16 protein-coding genes are annotated in these 18,491 nt (G+C 65.1%); 14 read left to right on the top strand and 2 right to left on the bottom strand.

Features of this window, described 5'->3' with window-relative positions; translation table 11 throughout:
- Positions 1 to 7: 7 nt before the first annotated feature.
- Complete coding sequence (locus KBW95_RS00890) at positions 8 to 595, bottom strand: hypothetical protein (protein ID WP_211525743.1); 588 nt, start codon at positions 593 to 595, stop codon at positions 8 to 10.
- A gap of 195 nt (positions 596 to 790) precedes the next feature.
- Between KBW95_RS00890 and KBW95_RS00885 the strand changes: the two genes are divergently transcribed.
- Together KBW95_RS00885 and hrcA are read left to right on the top strand one after the other, a co-directional pair.
- Complete coding sequence (locus KBW95_RS00885; RefSeq protein WP_211527272.1) at positions 791 to 1,495, top strand: HAD family hydrolase; 705 nt, start codon at positions 791 to 793, stop codon at positions 1,493 to 1,495.
- Positions 1,496 to 1,588: 93 nt separating this feature from the next.
- Positions 1,589 to 2,605, top strand: coding sequence for a heat-inducible transcriptional repressor HrcA (hrcA, locus tag KBW95_RS00880; RefSeq protein ID WP_211525741.1), 1,017 nt, complete (start codon positions 1,589 to 1,591; stop codon positions 2,603 to 2,605).
- Between the two features lie 83 nt (positions 2,606 to 2,688).
- Here hrcA and fur read toward each other — a convergent pair whose 3' ends face one another.
- The gene (gene fur, locus KBW95_RS00875; RefSeq protein ID WP_211525740.1) at positions 2,689 to 3,117 is read right to left on the bottom strand and encodes a ferric iron uptake transcriptional regulator; all 429 of its coding nucleotides are present in this window, start codon (positions 3,115 to 3,117) and stop codon (positions 2,689 to 2,691) included.
- A 78-nt stretch (positions 3,118 to 3,195) separates the two neighbouring features.
- Here fur and KBW95_RS00870 point away from each other — a divergent pair, with 78 nt between their 5' ends.
- The 12 genes from KBW95_RS00870 (at position 3,196) to KBW95_RS00815 (ending at position 18,487) form a co-directional block, all read left to right on the top strand.
- A complete protein-coding gene (locus KBW95_RS00870; RefSeq protein ID WP_211525739.1) occupies positions 3,196 to 3,804 on the top strand; it encodes an outer membrane protein assembly factor BamE in 609 nt (202 codons plus the stop codon).
- Positions 3,801 to 4,613, top strand: coding sequence for a 4-hydroxy-tetrahydrodipicolinate reductase (dapB, locus tag KBW95_RS00865; protein WP_211525738.1), 813 nt, complete (start codon positions 3,801 to 3,803; stop codon positions 4,611 to 4,613). Before KBW95_RS00870 ends, dapB begins: the two co-directional genes overlap by 4 nt.
- 1 nt (position 4,614) lies before the next feature.
- Positions 4,615 to 4,941, top strand: a complete 327-nt coding sequence (locus KBW95_RS00860) for a barstar family protein (RefSeq protein ID WP_211527271.1) — start codon at positions 4,615 to 4,617, stop codon at positions 4,939 to 4,941.
- 213 nt (positions 4,942 to 5,154) lie between these two features.
- On the top strand, positions 5,155 to 7,797 hold the full coding sequence (gene leuS, locus KBW95_RS00855) for a leucine--tRNA ligase (RefSeq protein ID WP_211527270.1): 2,643 nt from the start codon (positions 5,155 to 5,157) through the stop codon (positions 7,795 to 7,797).
- A gap of 4 nt (positions 7,798 to 7,801) precedes the next feature.
- Positions 7,802 to 8,311: an LPS assembly lipoprotein LptE gene (lptE, locus tag KBW95_RS00850; protein ID WP_211525735.1), complete on the top strand. Its 510-nt coding sequence runs from the start codon at positions 7,802 to 7,804 to the stop codon at positions 8,309 to 8,311.
- Positions 8,312 to 8,323: 12 nt separating this feature from the next.
- The gene (gene holA, locus KBW95_RS00845; protein WP_211525734.1) at positions 8,324 to 9,337 is read left to right on the top strand and encodes a DNA polymerase III subunit delta; all 1,014 of its coding nucleotides are present in this window, start codon (positions 8,324 to 8,326) and stop codon (positions 9,335 to 9,337) included.
- Between the two features lie 61 nt (positions 9,338 to 9,398).
- The gene (locus KBW95_RS00840; RefSeq protein WP_211525733.1) at positions 9,399 to 10,664 is read left to right on the top strand and encodes a glutamate-5-semialdehyde dehydrogenase; all 1,266 of its coding nucleotides are present in this window, start codon (positions 9,399 to 9,401) and stop codon (positions 10,662 to 10,664) included.
- Between the two features lie 14 nt (positions 10,665 to 10,678).
- A complete protein-coding gene (locus tag KBW95_RS00835) occupies positions 10,679 to 11,092 on the top strand; it encodes a CopD family protein (protein ID WP_211525732.1) in 414 nt (137 codons plus the stop codon).
- Positions 11,093 to 11,243: 151 nt separating this feature from the next.
- Positions 11,244 to 12,446, top strand: a complete 1,203-nt coding sequence (locus KBW95_RS00830) for a class I SAM-dependent RNA methyltransferase (protein WP_373888734.1) — start codon at positions 11,244 to 11,246, stop codon at positions 12,444 to 12,446.
- Between the two features lie 6 nt (positions 12,447 to 12,452).
- Positions 12,453 to 13,733 carry a multidrug effflux MFS transporter gene (locus tag KBW95_RS00825; RefSeq protein WP_211525731.1) on the top strand — a complete coding sequence of 427 codons (1,281 nt, stop codon included), beginning with the start codon at positions 12,453 to 12,455 and terminating at the stop codon, positions 13,731 to 13,733.
- 369 nt (positions 13,734 to 14,102) lie between these two features.
- Positions 14,103 to 16,253, top strand: coding sequence for an HDOD domain-containing protein (locus tag KBW95_RS00820; protein ID WP_211527269.1), 2,151 nt, complete (start codon positions 14,103 to 14,105; stop codon positions 16,251 to 16,253).
- A 41-nt stretch (positions 16,254 to 16,294) separates the two neighbouring features.
- A complete protein-coding gene (locus tag KBW95_RS00815) occupies positions 16,295 to 18,487 on the top strand; it encodes a putative bifunctional diguanylate cyclase/phosphodiesterase (RefSeq protein WP_373888738.1) in 2,193 nt (730 codons plus the stop codon).
- The last annotated feature ends 4 nt before the right edge of the window (positions 18,488 to 18,491 follow it).

Below are 18,491 nucleotides of genomic sequence, written 5' to 3'. Positions count from 1 at the left end.
GGAGAATTTACGGGGTGCAGGTAACGGCCAGGTTATTGATGCCGGCGGCGCCCATCTTGCCGGTGCCGTTGGCAATCGTGCAAGTCTGGCCGGCCGGCTGGGTCAGGATCGCGACGCCGTAGACGCCGTCCTGCGGCACCTTGGCCATGGCGAAGCTGGTCGCGCCGGCGGCCACCGCCACGCGGTCCGAGCCGTTGACCAGCACCAGGCCGCTGCCGGTCAGGTTGCCGATGCTGCCGCCCAAGGCGTGCGTCTTGAAGGTGCAGACGACGTCCACGCGGTTGGTCGCGAAGACCGCGCGGCCCCTGGCGCCGACGACGTCGCATTTCTCGACGTTGTCCGGGGTGGTCTTGACTTCGACGTTGTACTGGGAATCGGTTTCCACCAGATTCGGGAAGTAGTACGTGCCGGCGCCGCTCGTGGTCGGGGTGACGGCGTAATCCGAGCCGCCGTTGAGGGTCAGGACCAGGCCGGTCTTGGTGACGCCGGTGAAGTTGCCGCCGATGGCGAGCTCGCCATCACTGCCACCGCCACAGGCGGACAGCGCAAGCGTGCATGCCAGCACGGCGCCGGCACGCAGGTAGGAACTCTTCATGTACTTACTCCAAAATATCGGACGGGAAAAAAGCCAAATCAGGGAAGGATGAGACAAAATCGCCCAACATTTTAGTCCATTTGGCAAGCAGCTGGTCCATTTGCCTTTGTATCACGGTGTAACCACGTCTGCACGCGATTGATTTTCGAGGACCGGCTCGCTATGCTTGGGGAGACTCCCTCTCCCCCATGCACCATGACGAGACCCTGGCCAAAAGCCGTTCTGTTCGATCTTGACGACACCCTGTGGCCGATCGCGCCCGTGATCATCGAAGCAGAAAAGATCCTGTACGCCTGGCTGGCCCGGCACGCGCCGCGCGTGGCCCAGCAATACACGATCGAGACCCTGCGCCAGGCGCGCCTGGAATTGCTCGCCAGCCGGCCCGAATTCCAGCTCGACCTGGGCGCCCTGCGCCGCGCCGGCCTGATCGCGGCCTTCGAGCAGGCGGGCGAGGATACCGCCAAGGTCGAGCTGGCCATGGTCGAGTTCTTTGCCGCGCGCAATGCCGTGATTCCCTACGACGATGTGGTGCCCGGCCTGCTGCGCCTGAAGAGCCGGGTCTTGATCGGTTCCGTGACCAACGGCAACGCCGACCTGGAGACCATCGGCCTGGCGCGCCACTTCCACGCCTCGGTCGCCGCCCATAGTTTCGGCAAGGCCAAGCCCGCTCCCGAGATCTTCCAGGCCGGCTGCGCGGCGCTCGGCGTGCGCTTTTCCGAGGCGGTGTACGTGGGCGACGACCTGCTGCTCGACGTCCAGGGCGCCCAGCGCGCCGGCCTGCGCGCCGTCTGGATGAACCGGGTCGGCAAGCGCAACGAGATCCCCCACCTGGTGCAGCCCGACGCCGAGGTGACGAGCCTGGACGAGCTGATAGCCTGGCTCAGGCGCGAGCACCATTGATGCTTGAGCTGGCGCAGCGCCGGGCTTGCGCTTGCCGTCTCGCGTCCCCACCTATCTATAATATAGGCAGCAACTCTTTTGCTTCCAAGAATCATGCAACTCGATAACCGTGCACAAACCCTGCTCAAAGCGCTCGTCGAACGCTATATCGCCGACGGCCAGCCGGTAGGTTCGCGCGCGCTGTCGAAGATTTCCGGCCTGGACCTGTCGCCGGCCACGATCCGCAATATCATGGCGGACCTCGAAGAGATGGGCTATGTGGCCAGCCCGCACACCTCGGCCGGGCGCATTCCGACGCCGCGCGGCTACCGCCTGTTCGTGGACACCCTCCTGACCGTGCAGCACATCGACGAGCAGGCGGTCGCCGCCGAGCGCATGCGCCTGCCGGTGCAGCAGCCGCAGAAGATCATCGCCAACGCGGCGCAAATGCTGTCCTCGCTGTCGCAGTTCGCCGGCGTGGTGCAGAGCCCGCGCCGCGAATCGGTGTTCCAGCAGATCGAATTCCTCCGTTTGTCTGAGAAAAGGATTCTGCTGGTGATCGTCGACCCGCGCGGCGACGTGCAGAACCGCCTGCTGCTGACCGACGTGGACTACACGCCGGGCCAGCTGACCCAGTCGGCCAATTACCTGAACCAGAACTACGCCGGCCTCACCTTCGACGAGGTGCGCGCCCGCCTGACGGGCGAACTGCGCCAGCTGCGCGACGACATGGGCCGCCTGATGCAGGCGGCGGTGGAGGCGGGCAGCGAGGCGATGGCCGAGGGCGACGACATGGTGATCGCCGGCGAGCGCAACCTGCTGTCGGTGTCGGATTTGTCGTCGAACATGACTTCGCTGCGCCAGATGTTCGAGATGTTCGAGCAGAAGACCGGGCTGATGCAGCTGCTGGACGTGTCCAGCAAGGCGGGCGGGGTGCAGATCTTCATCGGCGGGGAGTCGAAGCTGGTGCCGATGGACGAGATGAGCGTGGTGACGGCGCCGTATGAGGTCAATGGGCGGATCGTCGGGACCCTGGGGGTGATCGGGCCGACGCGCATGGCGTACGAGCGGGTGATTCCGATTGTGGATATTACGGCGAAGCTGCTGTCGAATGCGTTGAGCCAGCCGTAAAAAAGCACGCTCGTGGCGTGCTGATGAACTTGGATCCCGGCGAAGGCCGGGATCCAAGTTCGCCGATCAGCCGAAAAGCGTATTTACTGCTTCCTCGGACAATTCACCTTCACACAATTCCCATAAATCGCCAGCGCATGCTCGGCGATCTTGTACCCGCGCTCGGTCGCGATCTTGTGCTGGCGCGATTCGATCTCTTCGTCGTAGAACTCCTCGACATGTCCGCAATCCAGGCACACCAGGTGATCATGGTGCGACCCGGCATTCAGCTCATAAATGGCCTTGCCCGTCTCGAAGTGGTTGCGGTTGAGCAGGCCGGCCTGCTCGAACTGGGTCAGGACCCGGTAGACAGTCGCCAGGCCCACGTCCATGTTATCGGCCAGGAGAATCTTGTAGACGTCTTCCGCCGTCAGGTGCCGCACTTCGCTGTTCTGGAAAATCTCCAGGATTTTCAGTCGCGGCAGGGTAGCCTTCAGGCCGCTGGCCTTCAGGTCGGTCGGGTTGTTACTCATGTTTGTTGCTCGTAGTTTGGCGGAGTGCTTTATGATATAGCGTTTTGGAGCTCCCGCTCAAACGTTTTGAGGTTATCTATGCGCGTCAAACATGCCGTTTTTCATCGATTCTCCGCCCGGGCTGCCCTCGCGGCAGGCCTCGCGTGCACCCTGATGCTCTCGGGCTGCGCCAGCTGGCGCAACCAGACGCGTCCGGCAGCGCCGGTGAATACGGACCCGGCCGCCGCCGCTGCCGCCGCCGAAAAATCGGCCGCGGCCGCCAATGCGGGCGCGCAGACCACGACGGTCACCAAGCTGCAGAAATTCCTGTGGGTGTTCTCGCCCTACCGTCCGGACATCCAGCAAGGTAACTTCGTCTCGCAGGAGATGCTAAGCCAGCTGAAGGTGGGCCAGACCCGCGACCAGGTGCGCTTCATCCTCGGCAGCCCGCTGCTGACCGACATGTTCCACGGCGACCGCTGGGACTACCCGTTCTACCTGGCGCGCGGCAACGGCGAGCTGACCACCAGCCGCGTGACCGTCTACTTCAAGAACGACGTGGTCGAGCGCTTCGAAGGCGGCAACCTGCCGAGCGAGCGCGATTACATCGACCGCATCGCCGGCCCGGCCAGGATCCCGAAGAACAAGCCCGAGACCCGCCCGGTCGAACCGGTCAAGGTCGGCGGCGCACCTGTGATCCAGCCATGAGCGCACCGCTGAAGATCGCCGTTGCAGGCGCCAGCGGCCGCATGGGCCGCATGCTGATCGAAGCCATCCAGGCCGCGCCGGACGCGGAACTGGCGGGCGCGCTGGACGTCGCCGGTTCGACGGCGATCGGCATGGATGCCGGCGCCTTCGCCGGCCAGCTGACCGGCGTGATCATCCAGTCCGACCTGGCCGCCGCGCTGGCCAAGGCCGACCTGCTGATCGACTTCACGCGCCCGGAAGGCACCCTGCATCACCTGGCATACTGCGCCGCCAACGGCAAGCAGATGGTGATCGGCACCACCGGCTTCGACGAGGCCGGCAAGGCCGCGATCCGCGCCGCGGCCGAGAAGACCGCCGTGGTGTTCGCCCCGAACATGAGCGTGGGCGTGAACGTCACCCTCAAGCTGCTGGAAATGGCGGCCAGGAGCTTCTCGGAAGGCTACGACATCGAGATCGTCGAAGCGCACCACCGCCACAAGGTGGACGCGCCCTCGGGCACCGCGCTCAAGATGGGCGAGGTGATCGCGGATGCTTTGGGGCGCGACCTGAAGGAATGCGCCGTCTATGGCCGCGAAGGCGTGACCGGCGAGCGCGATCCGTCGACCATCGGCTTCGCCACCGTGCGCGGCGGCGACGTGGTGGGCGACCACACCGTCATGTTCCTGGGGACGGGTGAGCGCATCGAGATCAGCCACAAGTCGAGCAGCCGCGTGACCTACGCCCACGGCTCCCTGCGCGCCGCGCGCTTCCTGGCGGGCAAGCCGAACGGCTTGTACGACATGCAGGACGTGCTGGGCCTGAAGGCTTGATATGGCGGTCGCGGAACTGAACGGCGCGGCCATCGTCGACGAGGCCTCCTTCCACGCCGAGAGCCGGCGCGCGTTCGGCTTTCCGGCGTCGTATGCGGATTCCATCGATGCCTGGGTGGACTGCATGAGCTACCTGCGGGACGAGGAGAACATGACCAAGTTCCGGCTCAAGCCGAACGAGGTGCTGGAGATCGTCATTGCGGATGCCGCGAAGATGAAGGCGGCGGCGCCGGATCTGCTGGAGGAGATTGCCTTCTGCGTCGGCGGCATCAACGAGCGCTATGAGGATTACGGCGAGAAGCCGGCGCTGGAACTGGTGCTGCGCTAACTGATCGCTGCACTAATACCGCCCCGCGGCCTCAAAACCCGCCCCCAGTCATAAGACCGTCATCCCGGCGAAGGCCGGGATGACGGTCTTTAGTTTTGTGGTGCTAAAAGCAACGTCGCCGCCGCTGCTTATCCCTGCAGCATCGCACTTCGCCGCAGTGCAAAACGAACCAGTATAATGTTCTGTTCCACCCTCATTACGTCTGCAGAAATCATGCAAGAAAAATATAGTCCAGCCGAAGTCGAACAGGCCGCCCAGGCCTACTGGAAGTCGATCGAGGCCTACAAAGCCGTCGAGAACGACCCGCGTTTCCCTAAAGGCAAGTATTACGCCTGCTCGATGCTGCCTTACCCGTCGGGCAAGCTGCACATGGGTCACGTGCGCAACTATACGATCAATGACGTGATGTACCGCTACCTGCGCATGAACGGCTACAACGTCCTGATGCCGATGGGCTGGGACGCGTTCGGCATGCCGGCGGAGAATGCCGCGATGGCCAACAACGTGCCCCCTAGCGAGTGGACCTATTCGAACATCGCCCACATGAAGAAGCAGATGGAGTCGATGGGCCTGGCCATCGACTGGTCGCGCGAAATGACCGCCTGCAAGCCGGAATACTACAAGTGGAACCAGTGGATGTTCCTCAAGATGCTCGAGAAGGGCATCATCTACCAGAAGACCGGCACCGTGAACTGGGACCCGATCGACCAGACCGTGCTGGCCAACGAGCAGGTGGTGGACGGCCGCGGCTGGCGTTCGGGCGCGCTGATCGAGAAGCGCGAGATCCCGATGTACTACGTGCGCATCACCGACTACGCCGACGAGCTGCTCGACTACGTCGACAACAAGCTGCCGGGCTGGCCGGAGCGCGTGCGCATCATGCAGGCCAACTGGATCGGCAAGTCGACCGGCGTGCGCTTCGCCTTCCCGCATGTGGTCATGGACGAAGCCGGTGAGCTGATCAACGACGGCAAGCTCTGGGTCTTCACCACCCGCGCCGACACCATCATGGGCGTGACCTTCTGCGCCGTGGCCGCGGAACACCCGCTGGCCCAGCACGCCGCCAAGGACAACCCGGACCTCGCCGCCTTCATCGCCGAGTGCAAGATGGGTTCCGTCATCGAAGCCGACATGGCGACGATGGAAAAGAAAGGCATGCCGACCGGCCTGTTCGTCACCCATCCGGTGACCGGCGAGCAGGTGCCGGTCTGGGTCGGCAACTACGTCCTCATGACCTACGGCGACGGCGCCGTGATGGGCGTGCCGGCGCACGACGAGCGCGACTTCGGCTTCGCCAAGAAATACGACCTGCCGATCAAGCAGGTGGTGGCCATCGAAGGCCAGGAGTTCTCGCTGGACGCCTGGCAGGAGTGGTACGGCGACAAGGAACACGGCAAGACCATCAACTCCGGCAAGTACGACGGCCTCGATTACACCGCCGCCGTCAATGCGGTCGCGGGCGACCTCGCGGGCCAGGGCCTGGGCGAGAAGAAGACCACCTTCCGCCTGCGCGACTGGGGCATCTCGCGCCAGCGCTACTGGGGCACCCCGATCCCGATGATCCACTGCGGCGACTGCGGCGCGGTGCCGGTCCCCGAGCAGGACCTGCCGGTCGTGCTGCCGGAACACCTGGTCCCGGACGGCACCGGCAACCCGCTGAACAAGGATGAAGCCTTCCTGAAGTGCGACTGCCCGAAGTGCGGCAAGCCGGCGCGCCGCGAGACCGACACGATGGACACCTTCATCGACTCGTCCTGGTACTACATGCGCTATACCTCGCCGGGCTCGAACGAGGCCATGGTCGATGCGCGCAACGATTACTGGATGCCGATGGACCAGTACATCGGCGGCATCGAGCACGCCGTCATGCACCTGCTGTACGCGCGCTTCTGGACCAAGGTCATGCGCGACTTCGGCCTGGTCAAGTTCGACGAGCCTTTCGTGAACCTGCTGACCCAGGGCATGGTGCTGAACGAGACCTACTACCGCGAAGACGCCGCCGGCAAGAAGACCTGGTTCAACCCGGCCGACGTCGAGCTGACCTTTGACGACAAGGGCCGCCCGCAAAGCGCCATCCTGAAGGCCGACGGCCAGCCGGTGGAACTGGGCGGCACCGAGAAGATGTCGAAGTCGAAGAACAACGGCATCGACCCGCAGGCCCAGATCGAGCAGTACGGCGCCGACACCGCGCGCCTGTTCACCATGTTCGCCTCGCCGCCGGAACAGACCCTGGAATGGTCGAACAGCGGCGTCGAAGGCGCCAGCCGCTTCCTGCGCCGCGTGTGGGCCTACGGCTACGCACAGCGCGAGCGCATCGCCGCGGCCCTGGCGGGCAAGCAGGAAGGCACGCTCGACGACGCCCAGAAGACCCTGCGCCGCGAAGTGCACAAGGTGCTGCAGCAGGCCGACTACGACCTCAAGCGCATCCAGTACAACACCGTGGTGTCGGCCTGCATGAAGATGCTGAACACGCTGGAGTCGGCCAAGCCGGAAGAAGGCGCTGCGACCAACGCCGTGATCGCCGAAGGCTTCTCGATCTTCCTGCGCCTGCTGAACCCGGTCTCGCCGCACATCACCCACGCGCTGTGGCAGGACCTGGGCTATGGCCAGGCCTACGGCGACATCCTGAACGTGCAGTGGCCGGAAGTCGACCCTGCCGCGCTGGAGCAGTCCGAGATCGAACTGATGATCCAGGTGAACGGCAAGCTGCGCGGCTCGGTCAAGGTGGCCAAGGATGCCGACAAGGCGGCCATCGAAGCGGCCGCGCTGGCCTCCGAGGCGGTGCAGAAGTTCGTCGAGGGCACGCCGAAGAAGGTCATCGTCGTGCCTGGCAAACTCATCAACATCGTGGTGTAAGCGAATGCGCGCTATCCGAACCCTGGTGTGTATGCTGATGGCGGCTGCGGTCCTCGCGGGCTGCGGCTTCCAGCTGCGCGGTACGAACGGCCAGTACAACCTGCCGTTCCAGAGCATCTGGCTGTCCTTCCCGGAGACCTCGCCGCTGGGCACTGAGCTCAAGCGCAACCTGCGCGCGGCCGAAACCGTGCGCATCGAGCAGGACGCGTCCAGGGCCCAGGCCTTGTTCGACGTGCTGTCCGAGACGCGCGGCAAGTCCATCCTCTCGCTCAACAGCCTGGGCCGGGTGCGCGAATACACGCTGAGCTACACCCTGGTGTTCCGGGTGCGCGACGCCAACAACCGCGAACTGCTCGCGCCGACCGAGATCACCCTGCGCCGCAACATCGCTTTCGACGAAAGCCAGGTGCTGGCCAAGGAATCGGAAGAAGCGCTGCTGTACCGCGACATGCAGGCCGACCTGGTGCAGCAGATCCTGCGCCGCCTGGCCGCGATCAAGCCGGCGGCTGCCTGAGGTGAATGCGTAATGCAGTTGCGGCTTGAAGCGCTCGACGGGCAGCTGGCAAAGGGCCTGGCGCCGCTGTACGTGATCACCAGCGACGAGCACCTGCTCGCGCTGGAAGCGGCCGACCGCATCCGCAAGGCCGCGCGCGCCCAGGGCTATACCGAGCGCGACGTGCTCACGGTCGAGCGCAGCTTCAAGTGGGGGGAACTGCTGGCGGCCAACCAGGCTTTATCGCTGTTCGGCGACAAGAAGCTGATCGAGCTGCGCATCCCGAGCGGCAAGCCGGGCAAGGACGGCAGCGCCGCCCTGCAGAGCTATGCCAAGGACCTCAGCCCCGACAACCTGACCCTGATCACCCTGCCCAAGCTGGACTGGCAGACCGCCAAGTCCTCCTGGGTGACGGCGCTGCAGCAGGCGGCCGTCTACATCGAGATCCCGAATGTGGAAAGGGCGCAGCTGCCGGGCTGGATCGGCATGCGTCTCTCCGCGCAAGGGCAGAGCGCCGAGCGCCAGAGCCTGGATTTCATTGCCGACCGCGTGGAGGGCAACCTGCTGGCGGCGCACCAGGAAATCCAGAAGCTCGGCCTGCTGTACGAACCGGGCAAGCTGAGTTTCGAGCAGGTGCACGACGCCGTGCTCAACGTGGCGCGCTACGACGTGTTCAAGCTGTCCGAGGCGATGCTGACGGGCGACCCGGCGCGCCTGGCGCGCATGCTGGAAGGCCTGAAGGGCGAGGGCGAGGCGCTGCCGCTGGTTTTGTGGGCGGTCAGTGAAGAAATCCGCACGCTGCTAAAATTGAAGACCGGGATGAGTCAGGGGCGGCCGCTGGGCGCGCTGCTGAAGGAATACCGGATCTGGGGTCCGCGCGAGCGGATGATGGAACCGGCGCTGCGCCGCGTGTCGCTCGGCACGCTCGAGGCAGCGCTGCAGGACGCGGCGCAGGTGGACCGGATGGTCAAGGGCCTGCGCGCGAAGCAGTTCGCGGGCGATGCCTGGGACGCCATGCTGCAGCTGGCCTTGAAGGTGGCGCGCTAGGCTTTCCCGGTCGTCCGATCCATTCCCCGCACGCCGAATCTCAACGCAATTGGACGACACGATGGACATCACCGCACACATGCACACCCTCGGCCGCCAGGCCCGGGCCGCCTCGCGCGCCATGGCGCGCGCCGACGGCGCCACCCGCAACCGCGCGCTGCTCCTGATCGCCGAGGCGATCGAACGCGAAGCGGCTTCCCTGCGCGCGGCCAACCAGCAAGATATGGACGCGGCCAGCGCGAACGGCCTGGCGCCGGCGCTGCTGGACCGCCTGGCCTTGTCCGACGCGGCCATCGCCACCATGGTGACCGGCCTGCGCCAGATCGCCGAGCTGCCCGACCCGATCGGCGAAATCTCGAACATGAAGGTGCGCCCGACCGGCATCCAGGTGGGCCAGATGCGCGTGCCGCTGGGCGTGATCGGCATCATCTACGAAGCGCGTCCGAACGTGACGGTCGACGCGGCCGGCCTGTGCATCAAGAGCGGCAACGCGGCGATCCTGCGAGGCGGCTCGGAAGCCATCCACTGCAACCGCGCGCTCGCCAGGCTGGTGGCCGAAGGCCTGCAGAAGGCCGGGCTGCCCCTTAGCGCGGTGCAGGTGGTCGACACCACCGACCGCGCCGCCGTCGGCGCCCTGATCACCATGCCGCAGTATGTGGACGTGATCGTCCCGCGCGGCGGCAAGGGCCTGATCGCGCGCCTGATGGAAGAGTCCACGGTCCCGATGATCAAGCACCTGGACGGCATCTGCCACGTCTACATCGACGCCAAGGCCGACCTGGAGAAGGCGCTGCCGGTGGCCTTCAACGCCAAGTGCCACCGCTACGGCACCTGCAACACCATGGAAACCCTGCTGGTGTCGCGCGAAATCGCCCCGGCCGTGCTGCCGCGCCTGGCGGAGCTGTACAAGACCAAAGAGGTCGAGCTGCGCGCCGATCCGGAATCCTTCGCGATCCTGGCGGGCTATCCGCACCTGGTGGCCGCGCTTGAAGAAGACTGGAGCACCGAATACCTGGCGCCGATCCTGGCGGTGAAGATCGTCGCCGGCATCGACGAGGCGATCGACCACATCAACACCTATTCGTCGAAGCACACGGACGCGATCATCACCGAGGACTTCAGCGGTGCGATGCGCTTCCTGAAGGAAGTCGATTCGGCCTCGGTGATGGTGAATGCCTCGACCCGCTTCGCGGACGGCTTCGAGTACGGACTGGGTGCGGAGATCGGCATCTCGAACGACAAGCTGCACGCGCGCGGTCCGGTGGGACTGGAAGGGCTTACCTCGCTCAAGTACGTCGTGTTCGGTCACGGCGAAGTGCGTCAATAAGAACAAGGATTCGCATGTACCTCTGGATCAAGGCCCTGCACATCGTCTTTATCGCGTCCTGGTTCGCCGGGCTGTTCTACCTGCCGCGCATCTTCGTGAACCTGGCGCAGGAAAGCAATCCGGCCGTGGTCGAACGCCTGCTGGGCATGGGACGGAGGCTGTACCGCTTCACCACGATCCTGATGGTGCCGGCGCTGGTGCTGGGCCTGTGGCTGTGGCTCGGCTACGGTATCAAAGGCGGCTGGCTGCACGCGAAACTGGCGCTGGTGATCGTGACGATCGGCTACCATCATGCCTGCGGTTCGCTGCTGAAAAAGTTCGAACGCGGGGTCAATACGCGCAGCCATAAGTGGTTCCGGTATTTCAATGAAGTGCCGGTGCTGCTGCTGCTGGCGATTGTGATTCTGGTGGTGGTGAAGCCGTTCTAAGTTTCAGTACCGCTAACCGTAAAACCGTCATCCCGGCGAAGGCCGGGATGACGGTTTTACGGTTAGCGGTAAATAAGAAGTTGTAGCGTCATCGGCAGGAGCTGCTGACGCGTTATCTCAATAGTTTCTCAACGGACAAAGGGTACCCCTCATGGCCTCATACTTTTGCCCATGCCCGCGCGGCATGGAAGCGGCGCTAGCCGAAGAACTCGGCGAAATCGCCCAGCTCAGCACCACCCTGAAGGTGCACAACCAGGTCCCCGGCGGCGTGCACTGCTCCGGCTCCCTGCTTGATGCCTATCTGGTCAACCTGCACTCCCGCATCGCTTCCCGGGTGCTGATGCGCATGGGCCAGCGCAGCTACAACAACGAAAACGACATCTACGACCTGGTTCTCGAGCAGCCCTGGGAAGACTGGTTCGGCACCGAGCACACCATCCGCGTCGACGTCACCGCCGTGAAGTCCCCGCTGAAGAGCCTGGAGTTCACCACCCTGAAGATCAAGGACGCCGTCTGCGACCGCTTCCGCGACCAGTTCAACAAGCGCCCCTCGGTCAACACCCGCGAGCCGGACATGCGCATCGTCGGCTTCCTCGACCAGCGCAACTTCATCATCTACCTCGACACCTCGGGCGAAGCGCTGTTCAAGCGCGGCTGGCGCGAAGAGACGGGCGACGCGCCGCTGCGCGAGAACCTGGCCGCGGGCATGCTGCGCGTGGCCGGCTGGAAGCCGGGCGTGCCGCTGTTCGACCCGATGTGCGGCTCCGGCACCATCCTCGTCGAAGCGGCCCAGATGCTGCAGGGGATTCCGCCCGGCGCGCGCCGCCGCTTCGCCTTCGAACAATTCCGCGATTTCAACCGCCAGGCCTGGCAGGACATGAAGGCCGCGATCAAGGCCAATCCGCTCCCGAGCGAGCCGACCATCTTCGGCTCCGACATCTCGGGCGACATGGTCGCCATGGCGCGCCATAACCTGAAGGTGGCCGGCATCCTGTTCGAGGTGCCGCTCAAGCAGATCGAAGCCCAGCATGTATCGCCGCCCACCAGCCAGCCGGGCATCCTGCTGACCAACCCGCCCTACGGCGAGCGTATCGGCGTGCGCGGCGACTCCACCATGCCGCAGGACGAGATGGCGGTCGCCTTCTACTCGGCCCTGGGCACCACGCTCAAGCAGCGCTTCGCCGGCTGGACCGCCTTCCTGTTCACCGCCGACCTGGGCCTGCCCAAGATGCTGCGCCTGAAAGAATCGCGCAAGACACCATTCTTCAACGGCGCGCTCGAGTGCCGATTGTTCCGCTTCGACATGGTCGCCGGCTTCAATCGACGCGAGGAAGCCAAACCAAAGCAGGACTGACAACACATGCTGCCGCCCACCGAGCCATCCGATCTTCCCAAGGACCCCGTCACACCGGTTCCCCTGCCTAAACCCCACAAGATCGCGATGCTGTCGGCGGGCGGCCTCGCAACCCTGCTGGCGGCCCTGTCGATGCTGGGGCCGTTTTCGATCGACGCCTACCTGCCGGCCTTCCCGCAGATCCGCGCAGAACTCAATGCCACCTCCATCGAGGTCCAGCAAACCCTGACCGCCTACATGCTGGCCTTTGCCGGCATGGTGCTGTGGCATGGCGCGCTGGCCGACGCCTTCGGGCGCCGCAACGTGATCCTGGTGGCGCTGGTGGTGTTCGCCATCGGCACCTTCGGCTGCGCCTCCGCGTCTTCCGTGCATTACCTGTGGGTGTTCCGCATCATGCAGGGCGTGTCGGCAGGGGCGGGCGTGGTGGTCGGGCGGGCCATCATCCGCGACCTGTATTCCGACGCCGCCGCGGCGCGCCTGCTGTCGATGGTGACCATGATCTTCTCGATCGCACCGGCCATCGCGCCCGTGCTGGGCGGCTGGATCGTGCTGTTCTTCGACTGGCGTGCGATCTTCCTGGCGCTGTGCGCCTATACCATCGTGCTGGGCTGGTTCTGCTGGAAGCATCTCCCGGAGACGATGCCGATGGAGAAGCGCCAGCCCTTCAATCCGCGCTTCCTGGCCGAGAGCTATGGCGCGATCTTCTCGTCCTTCCTGTTCCACATGAAGGCGGGCGTGACGGCGCTGAACTTCGCCGGCCTGTTCCTGTACATCTCGGCCGCGCCGGTGCTGCTGCCCGAGCACCTGGGCCTGGGGCCGTCGCAGTTCGCCTGGCTGTTCGTGCCGACCGTGAGCGGCATCTTCCTGGGTGCGCTGGCCGCCAACCGCCTGGCGGGCAAGATGGACTTCGCGCGCCAGATCCGCATGGGCTTCTTCTTCATGCTGGGCGCGGTCGTGTTCAACGTGACTTACCACGCCTTCCTGCCGCCTTCGCTGCCGTGGACCGTGGCGCCGATGTTCTTCTTCACCTTCGGCAGCTCGATCATCGCGCCCGGCGCCACCTTGCTGGCCCTCGACTTGTTCCCGCATATCCGCGGCACCGTGGCCTCTTGCCAGTCCTTCGTGTCGACCCTGCTGGGCGCCATCGTGGCGGGCGTGGTGTCGCCCCTGCTGTCGCACTCGGTGCTGGCCCTGGCCCTGGGACAGGCCGGCTTCGCGCTGCTCTCGCTCGCCTTCTGGGTGACGGCGCGGCGTTACCGTCGACGGCGGCTGCGCGGCGAAATCTGACCAGCGAGCCGAACAAAAAATGCAGAAGGCCGGGTTCTCCCGGCCTTTTTCATTTCCGCAACACTTTTAGATTGCAAGCGGAACAATATTTCATATATGCATACGAATCGTAATAATATTTCAAGACTGTGAACAATTTGTGTTGCTCTGTTACTATCATAGCGACCAATCGGCAACAGTTTTTCCCGAAACTATTGTTCCTGATCAGAAATGTATATATGCTAAGATAAGTTTCTTGCATCCAGAATAACGGGCCACAACCCCGCCTGTTCGATGGATGAAAAAGCTAGATCTTGTGGCAACCCGCTTTGAGCGATGTTCGGGCAGCCACTTTCCAACCTTCGACAAGTGGCGGCCGTGTTTGACAACATGCACCAATCAGACCAGGATATCCGCAATCGTTTGCTGATTGCCCGTCTGCCGGCGATGCCGCAGATCCTCGTCAAGCTGATCGAGCACCTCCAGGCGGATGACCTGGGGATGCCGGAGCTCGCCGCCCTTATTTCGAAGGATGCCGGCATGACCGGCAAGCTGCTGGCCGTCGCCAACAGCTCGGCCTACCACCGCAACGGCCGCACCGTGAACCTCGAGCAGTCGCTGGTCTCGCTCGGCACGGACATGATCAAGACCCTGGTCATCAGCGACTCCGTTTTCCAGACCTTCAACAGCTTCCCGCACTCGGGCAGCATCGACCTGCGCGCGTTCTGGAAGAATTCCCTGACCGCCGCCGTGCTGGCGCGCGACGCCGCGCGGGCGATCGACTACCCGCACCACGAGGAAGCCTACCTGGCCGGCCTGCTGCACAACGTCGGCCGCCTGGCCCTGCTGGCCACCGCGCCCAAGGAATACGGTTTCAACTTCACCGCGCGTGACGACGAAGACCTGTGCGCGGTCGAGCAGCGCACCCTGCAGATTACCCACGCCGAAGCCGGCGCCTGGCTGATCGAACGCTGGCAGCTCGATTCCTTCCTGGCCGACGCGGTGCTCTACCACCACGAGCCGAGCGACCGCCTGGAATCGGCCCACCCCCTGATCCGCGCCGTGCGCCTGGCCCATGTGCTGGCCAGCCACGCCGACGACCACGCCGCCCTGGTCGAAGCCGCGGCGCTGTGCAACCTGGAGCCAAGCCAGGCCTTGCAGATGCTGGAAGGGGCTGCGCGCCAGGTCGACAAGGCCGCCGTCCACCTGGGCATCGACCTGGCCGGCGCCGACGACATTCCGGCGCCGCCGGCCTTCGCGCCGCCCCCGGTCGATCCGGTGCAGCAGCGCCTGTCCGAGGAAGTGCGCAACATGGTGCTGGTGTCGGAAGTCGGCCAGACCCTGGCGCGCCAGCAGGGCGAATCCGGCCTGCTGGAAGCGATGACGCGCACCGCCCGCATCCTCTTCGATTTCGAGAACGCCGTGGTGCTGCTGGAGAACCCTACCGGCCACGCCCTGGTGGGCGCGCCGACCGCGGGCAGCCAGCGCATCGCCGAATTCGCCGTGCCGCTCGCCAAGGGCGGCCCGGTGGCCAAGAGCGCCCTCGAGCGCCGTCCCGCTTTCGTGCAGCGCGAGCGCCAGCCGATCGGCATGGCCGAGGAACAGCTGCTGCGCATGCTCGGCACCGACAGCCTGGTGTGCGTGCCGCTGGTGGCGGGCGCGCGCTGCCTGGGCATCCTGATCGGCGGCGTCAGCGCCTGGCAGCTGCCGCTGTGCCAGCGCCGCGAACGCTTCATGCAAGCCTTCGGCGCGCAAGCCGCGACCGCGCTCGAAAACCTGATGTCCGAACGCGGCCATGCGCGCCGCCAGCTGGCCAGCGTGGCCGAGGAATACCGCGAAGCCTCGCGCCGCGTGGTGCACGAGGTGAACAATCCGCTGTCGATCATCAAGAACTACCTGAGTGTCCTGGACAGCAAGCTGGCGCGCCAGGAACCGGTGGGCGGCGAACTGTCGATCCTGAACGAAGAGATCGACCGCGTCGGCCAATTGGTCGGCAGCCTGGCCGAGCTCAAGCCGCTCGACGCCGGCCCGCGTCCGACCGACGTGAGCAAGGTGGTCGACGACGTGCTGCGCCTGTTCCGCTCCAGCGGCTTCGTGCCGGCCACGGTCGAGATCAACGCCCACATGCCCGACGACGCCAAGCGCATCGAAGGCGATGCCGATGTTCTTAAGCAGATCCTGGTCAACCTGGTCAAGAACGCCGTCGAAGCCCTGAGCGGCGCCGGCGGGCGCATCGAGATCCTGAACCGCGGCCACGTGAACCGCGAGCGCCAGCTCTACCTGGAGCTGGTGGTCAGCGACAACGGCCCCGGCCTGTCGCGCGAGGTGCTGGCCAATCTGTTCTCGCCGGTGAAGAGCACCAAGGACGGCGCCCACCATGGCCTGGGCCTGTCGATCGTGCACAGCCTGGTCAAGAAGCTGGGCGGGCACATCGCCTGCCGCAGCGGCCGCACCGGCACCGCTTTTGAAATCCTCCTGCCGGCGTGGTCCGGCGCCGGCACGGCGGTCGCCCTGCCGGCGCGCGCGCTCGGTTCCGCCTAGTTCGTCCCCATTATCCCAACATGAACTCGAGACCCGCCACCATGCATTCCGGCGAACCCGCTCCAATTTCGGATACCCTGGAGACCGACAGCTTGCCCCGCCTGCTGCTGGTCGACGACGAACCGCGCCTGCTGTCCTCCCTGTACGAGCTGCTGCAGGGACGCGGCTACCGCCTGGTGACGGCGTCCTCGGGCAGCGAAGCGCTGGCCCAGCTGTCGCGCCAGCGCTTCGACCTGGTCCTGCTCGACCTGCGCCTGCCCGATATCGGCGGCCATGACATCATGGACTTCATCAACGAGAAGGGCATCGACGCCCACGTGATCGTGATGAGCGGCGAAGTCGGCATCGACGCGGCGATCGGCGCCCTCAAGCGCGGCGCCTACGACTACCTGCGCAAGCCCTACAGCCGCGAAGAGCTCCTGACCACGGTCGCCAACGCGCTGCAGCAGCGCCGCCTGGCGGCCGACAACGAGCGCATCGCGACCCAGCTCGAGAATTCCGAGAAGATGTACCGCTACCTGGTCGATTCGTCGCCGGACATCATCTACACGCTCAACCACGAAGGCCGCTTCACCTTCGTCAACGACCGCGCCTACCAGCTGCTCGGCTACACCCGCGAAGAGCTGCTCGGCCAGCACTATTCGATCCTGGTGCACGAGGAAGACCTGGAGCGCGCGCGCTACGTGTTCAACGAGCGCCGCGTCGACGAGCGCGCCTCGCGCAACGTCGAGCTGCGCCTGAAGTGCCGCGGCGGCAATGGCCACGACCGCACCTTCAACAACACGCTGATGACGATCTCGCTCAACGCGATCGGCATGCACGTGCCCGACCAGGAAGTGAAGAAGCTCGAGTTCTTCGGCACCTACGGCGTGGCGCGCGACATCACCGACCGCAAGCGCGCGGAAGAGGTCATCTCCTACCAGGCCTACCACGACATCCTGACCGACCTGCCGAACCGCATCCTGTTCAAGGACCGCCTCGGCCTGGCCGTGATCCAGGCCAAGCGCAAGCAGACCGAGCTCGCGGTGATGTTCATCGACCTGGACCGCTTCAAGCTGGTCAACGACACCCTCGGCCACGTCAAGGGCGACGAGCTGCTGCAGCAGGCCGCGCGCCGCCTGAAAGGCTGCCTGCGCAAGGGCGACACCCTGGCGCGCCAGGGCGGCGACGAATTCACCATCGTGCTGCCGGAACTGCGCGACCGCGACGACGCCCGCGTCATCGCCGACAAGTTCCTGGAAACTCTGCAGGAGCCCTTCGACCTGGACGGCCACGAAGTGCACATCTCGGCCTCGATCGGCATCGCGATCTACCCGAGCGACGGCGAATCGATCGACGAGCTGCTGCGCCACGCCGACATCGCGATGTACCAGGTCAAGGCGCTGGGCAAGAACGGCCACAGCTTCTACCACACCTCGATGCTGGACGTGTCGCACCAGAAGATCGCGCTGGAGCAGGCGCTGCGCCGCGCGCTGGAGCAGGACGAGCTGGAGATGTACTACCAGCCGCAGATCGACGCCATCACCTCCCGCATCGTCGGCGCCGAGGCGCTGATGCGCTGGAACCACCCGACCCGCGGCCTGCTGTCGGCCGGCGAGTTCCTGCCTTTCGCCGAAGAGAACGGCCTGATGCTGCCGATCTCGGACTGGATGATCGGCGCCCTGTGCCGCGACATGCTGCAGTGGAAGGCGGTCGGCGGCGGCAACGTGCGCCTGTCGCTCAACCTGTCCCCGCAATACCTGGACCGCGGCGACTTCTTCGAGAAGATGCGCGGCGCCCTGGTGCGCTACGGGATCGCCCCGGGCCAGATCGAAGTCGAGATCACCGAGAACATCTGCATCCGTAACCCGCAATACGCGATCGAGCAGCTCAACAAGCTGTGCCAGCTGGGCGTGTCGGTCGCGATCGACGACTTCGGCACCGGCTATTCGTCGCTGTCCTACCTGCACCGCTTCCCGATCCACACCGTCAAGATCGACCAGTCCTTCGTGAAGGAGATCCACGAGGAGAACGGGCACTACCCGGTCATCCTGGCGATCATCTCGATCGCGCGCGGCCTGGGCCTGAACCTGATCGCCGAAGGCGTGGAAACCGAGGAACAGGCGCGCTACCTGCGCTCCAACGGCTGCCTCACCATGCAGGGCTACCTCTACTACCGTCCGATTCCGCTGCAGGACTTCATCGGCGCGCTGCGTGCGCAGTCCGCTCCGAATTTGCGCGCCGTCCAGGCGTAAGCAG

The sequence above is a fragment of the Massilia sp. ZL223 genome, from assembly GCF_018119395.1.
Classification (GTDB): domain Bacteria; phylum Pseudomonadota; class Gammaproteobacteria; order Burkholderiales; family Burkholderiaceae_D; genus Telluria.
Note: the sequence above shows the minus strand (reverse complement) of the source record. Positions and strands in the feature narration are given on the sequence as shown.

Bases quoted from the DNA above. Each gene is read 5' to 3' on its own strand.
- fur (WP_211525740.1), bottom strand. From the start codon at position 3,117: ATGAGTAACAACCCGACCGACCTGAAGGCCAGCGGCCTGAAGGCTACC.
- KBW95_RS00830 (WP_373888734.1), top strand. From the start codon at position 11,244: ATGGCCTCATACTTTTGCCCATGCCCGCGCGGCATGGAAGCGGCGCTA.
- KBW95_RS00890 (WP_211525743.1), bottom strand. From the start codon at position 595: ATGAAGAGTTCCTACCTGCGTGCCGGCGCCGTGCTGGCATGCACGCTT.
- KBW95_RS00825 (WP_211525731.1), top strand. From the start codon at position 12,453: ATGCTGCCGCCCACCGAGCCATCCGATCTTCCCAAGGACCCCGTCACA.
- hrcA (WP_211525741.1), top strand. From the start codon at position 1,589: ATGCAACTCGATAACCGTGCACAAACCCTGCTCAAAGCGCTCGTCGAA.
- KBW95_RS00835 (WP_211525732.1), top strand. From the start codon at position 10,679: ATGTACCTCTGGATCAAGGCCCTGCACATCGTCTTTATCGCGTCCTGG.
- leuS (WP_211527270.1), top strand. From the start codon at position 5,155: ATGCAAGAAAAATATAGTCCAGCCGAAGTCGAACAGGCCGCCCAGGCC.
- KBW95_RS00840 (WP_211525733.1), top strand. From the start codon at position 9,399: ATGGACATCACCGCACACATGCACACCCTCGGCCGCCAGGCCCGGGCC.
- lptE (WP_211525735.1), top strand. From the start codon at position 7,802: ATGCGCGCTATCCGAACCCTGGTGTGTATGCTGATGGCGGCTGCGGTC.
- dapB (WP_211525738.1), top strand. From the start codon at position 3,801: ATGAGCGCACCGCTGAAGATCGCCGTTGCAGGCGCCAGCGGCCGCATG.
- KBW95_RS00820 (WP_211527269.1), top strand. From the start codon at position 14,103: ATGCACCAATCAGACCAGGATATCCGCAATCGTTTGCTGATTGCCCGT.
- KBW95_RS00815 (WP_373888738.1), top strand. From the start codon at position 16,295: ATGCATTCCGGCGAACCCGCTCCAATTTCGGATACCCTGGAGACCGAC.
- KBW95_RS00870 (WP_211525739.1), top strand. From the start codon at position 3,196: ATGCGCGTCAAACATGCCGTTTTTCATCGATTCTCCGCCCGGGCTGCC.
- holA (WP_211525734.1), top strand. From the start codon at position 8,324: ATGCAGTTGCGGCTTGAAGCGCTCGACGGGCAGCTGGCAAAGGGCCTG.
- KBW95_RS00860 (WP_211527271.1), top strand. From the start codon at position 4,615: ATGGCGGTCGCGGAACTGAACGGCGCGGCCATCGTCGACGAGGCCTCC.
- KBW95_RS00885 (WP_211527272.1), top strand. From the start codon at position 791: ATGACGAGACCCTGGCCAAAAGCCGTTCTGTTCGATCTTGACGACACC.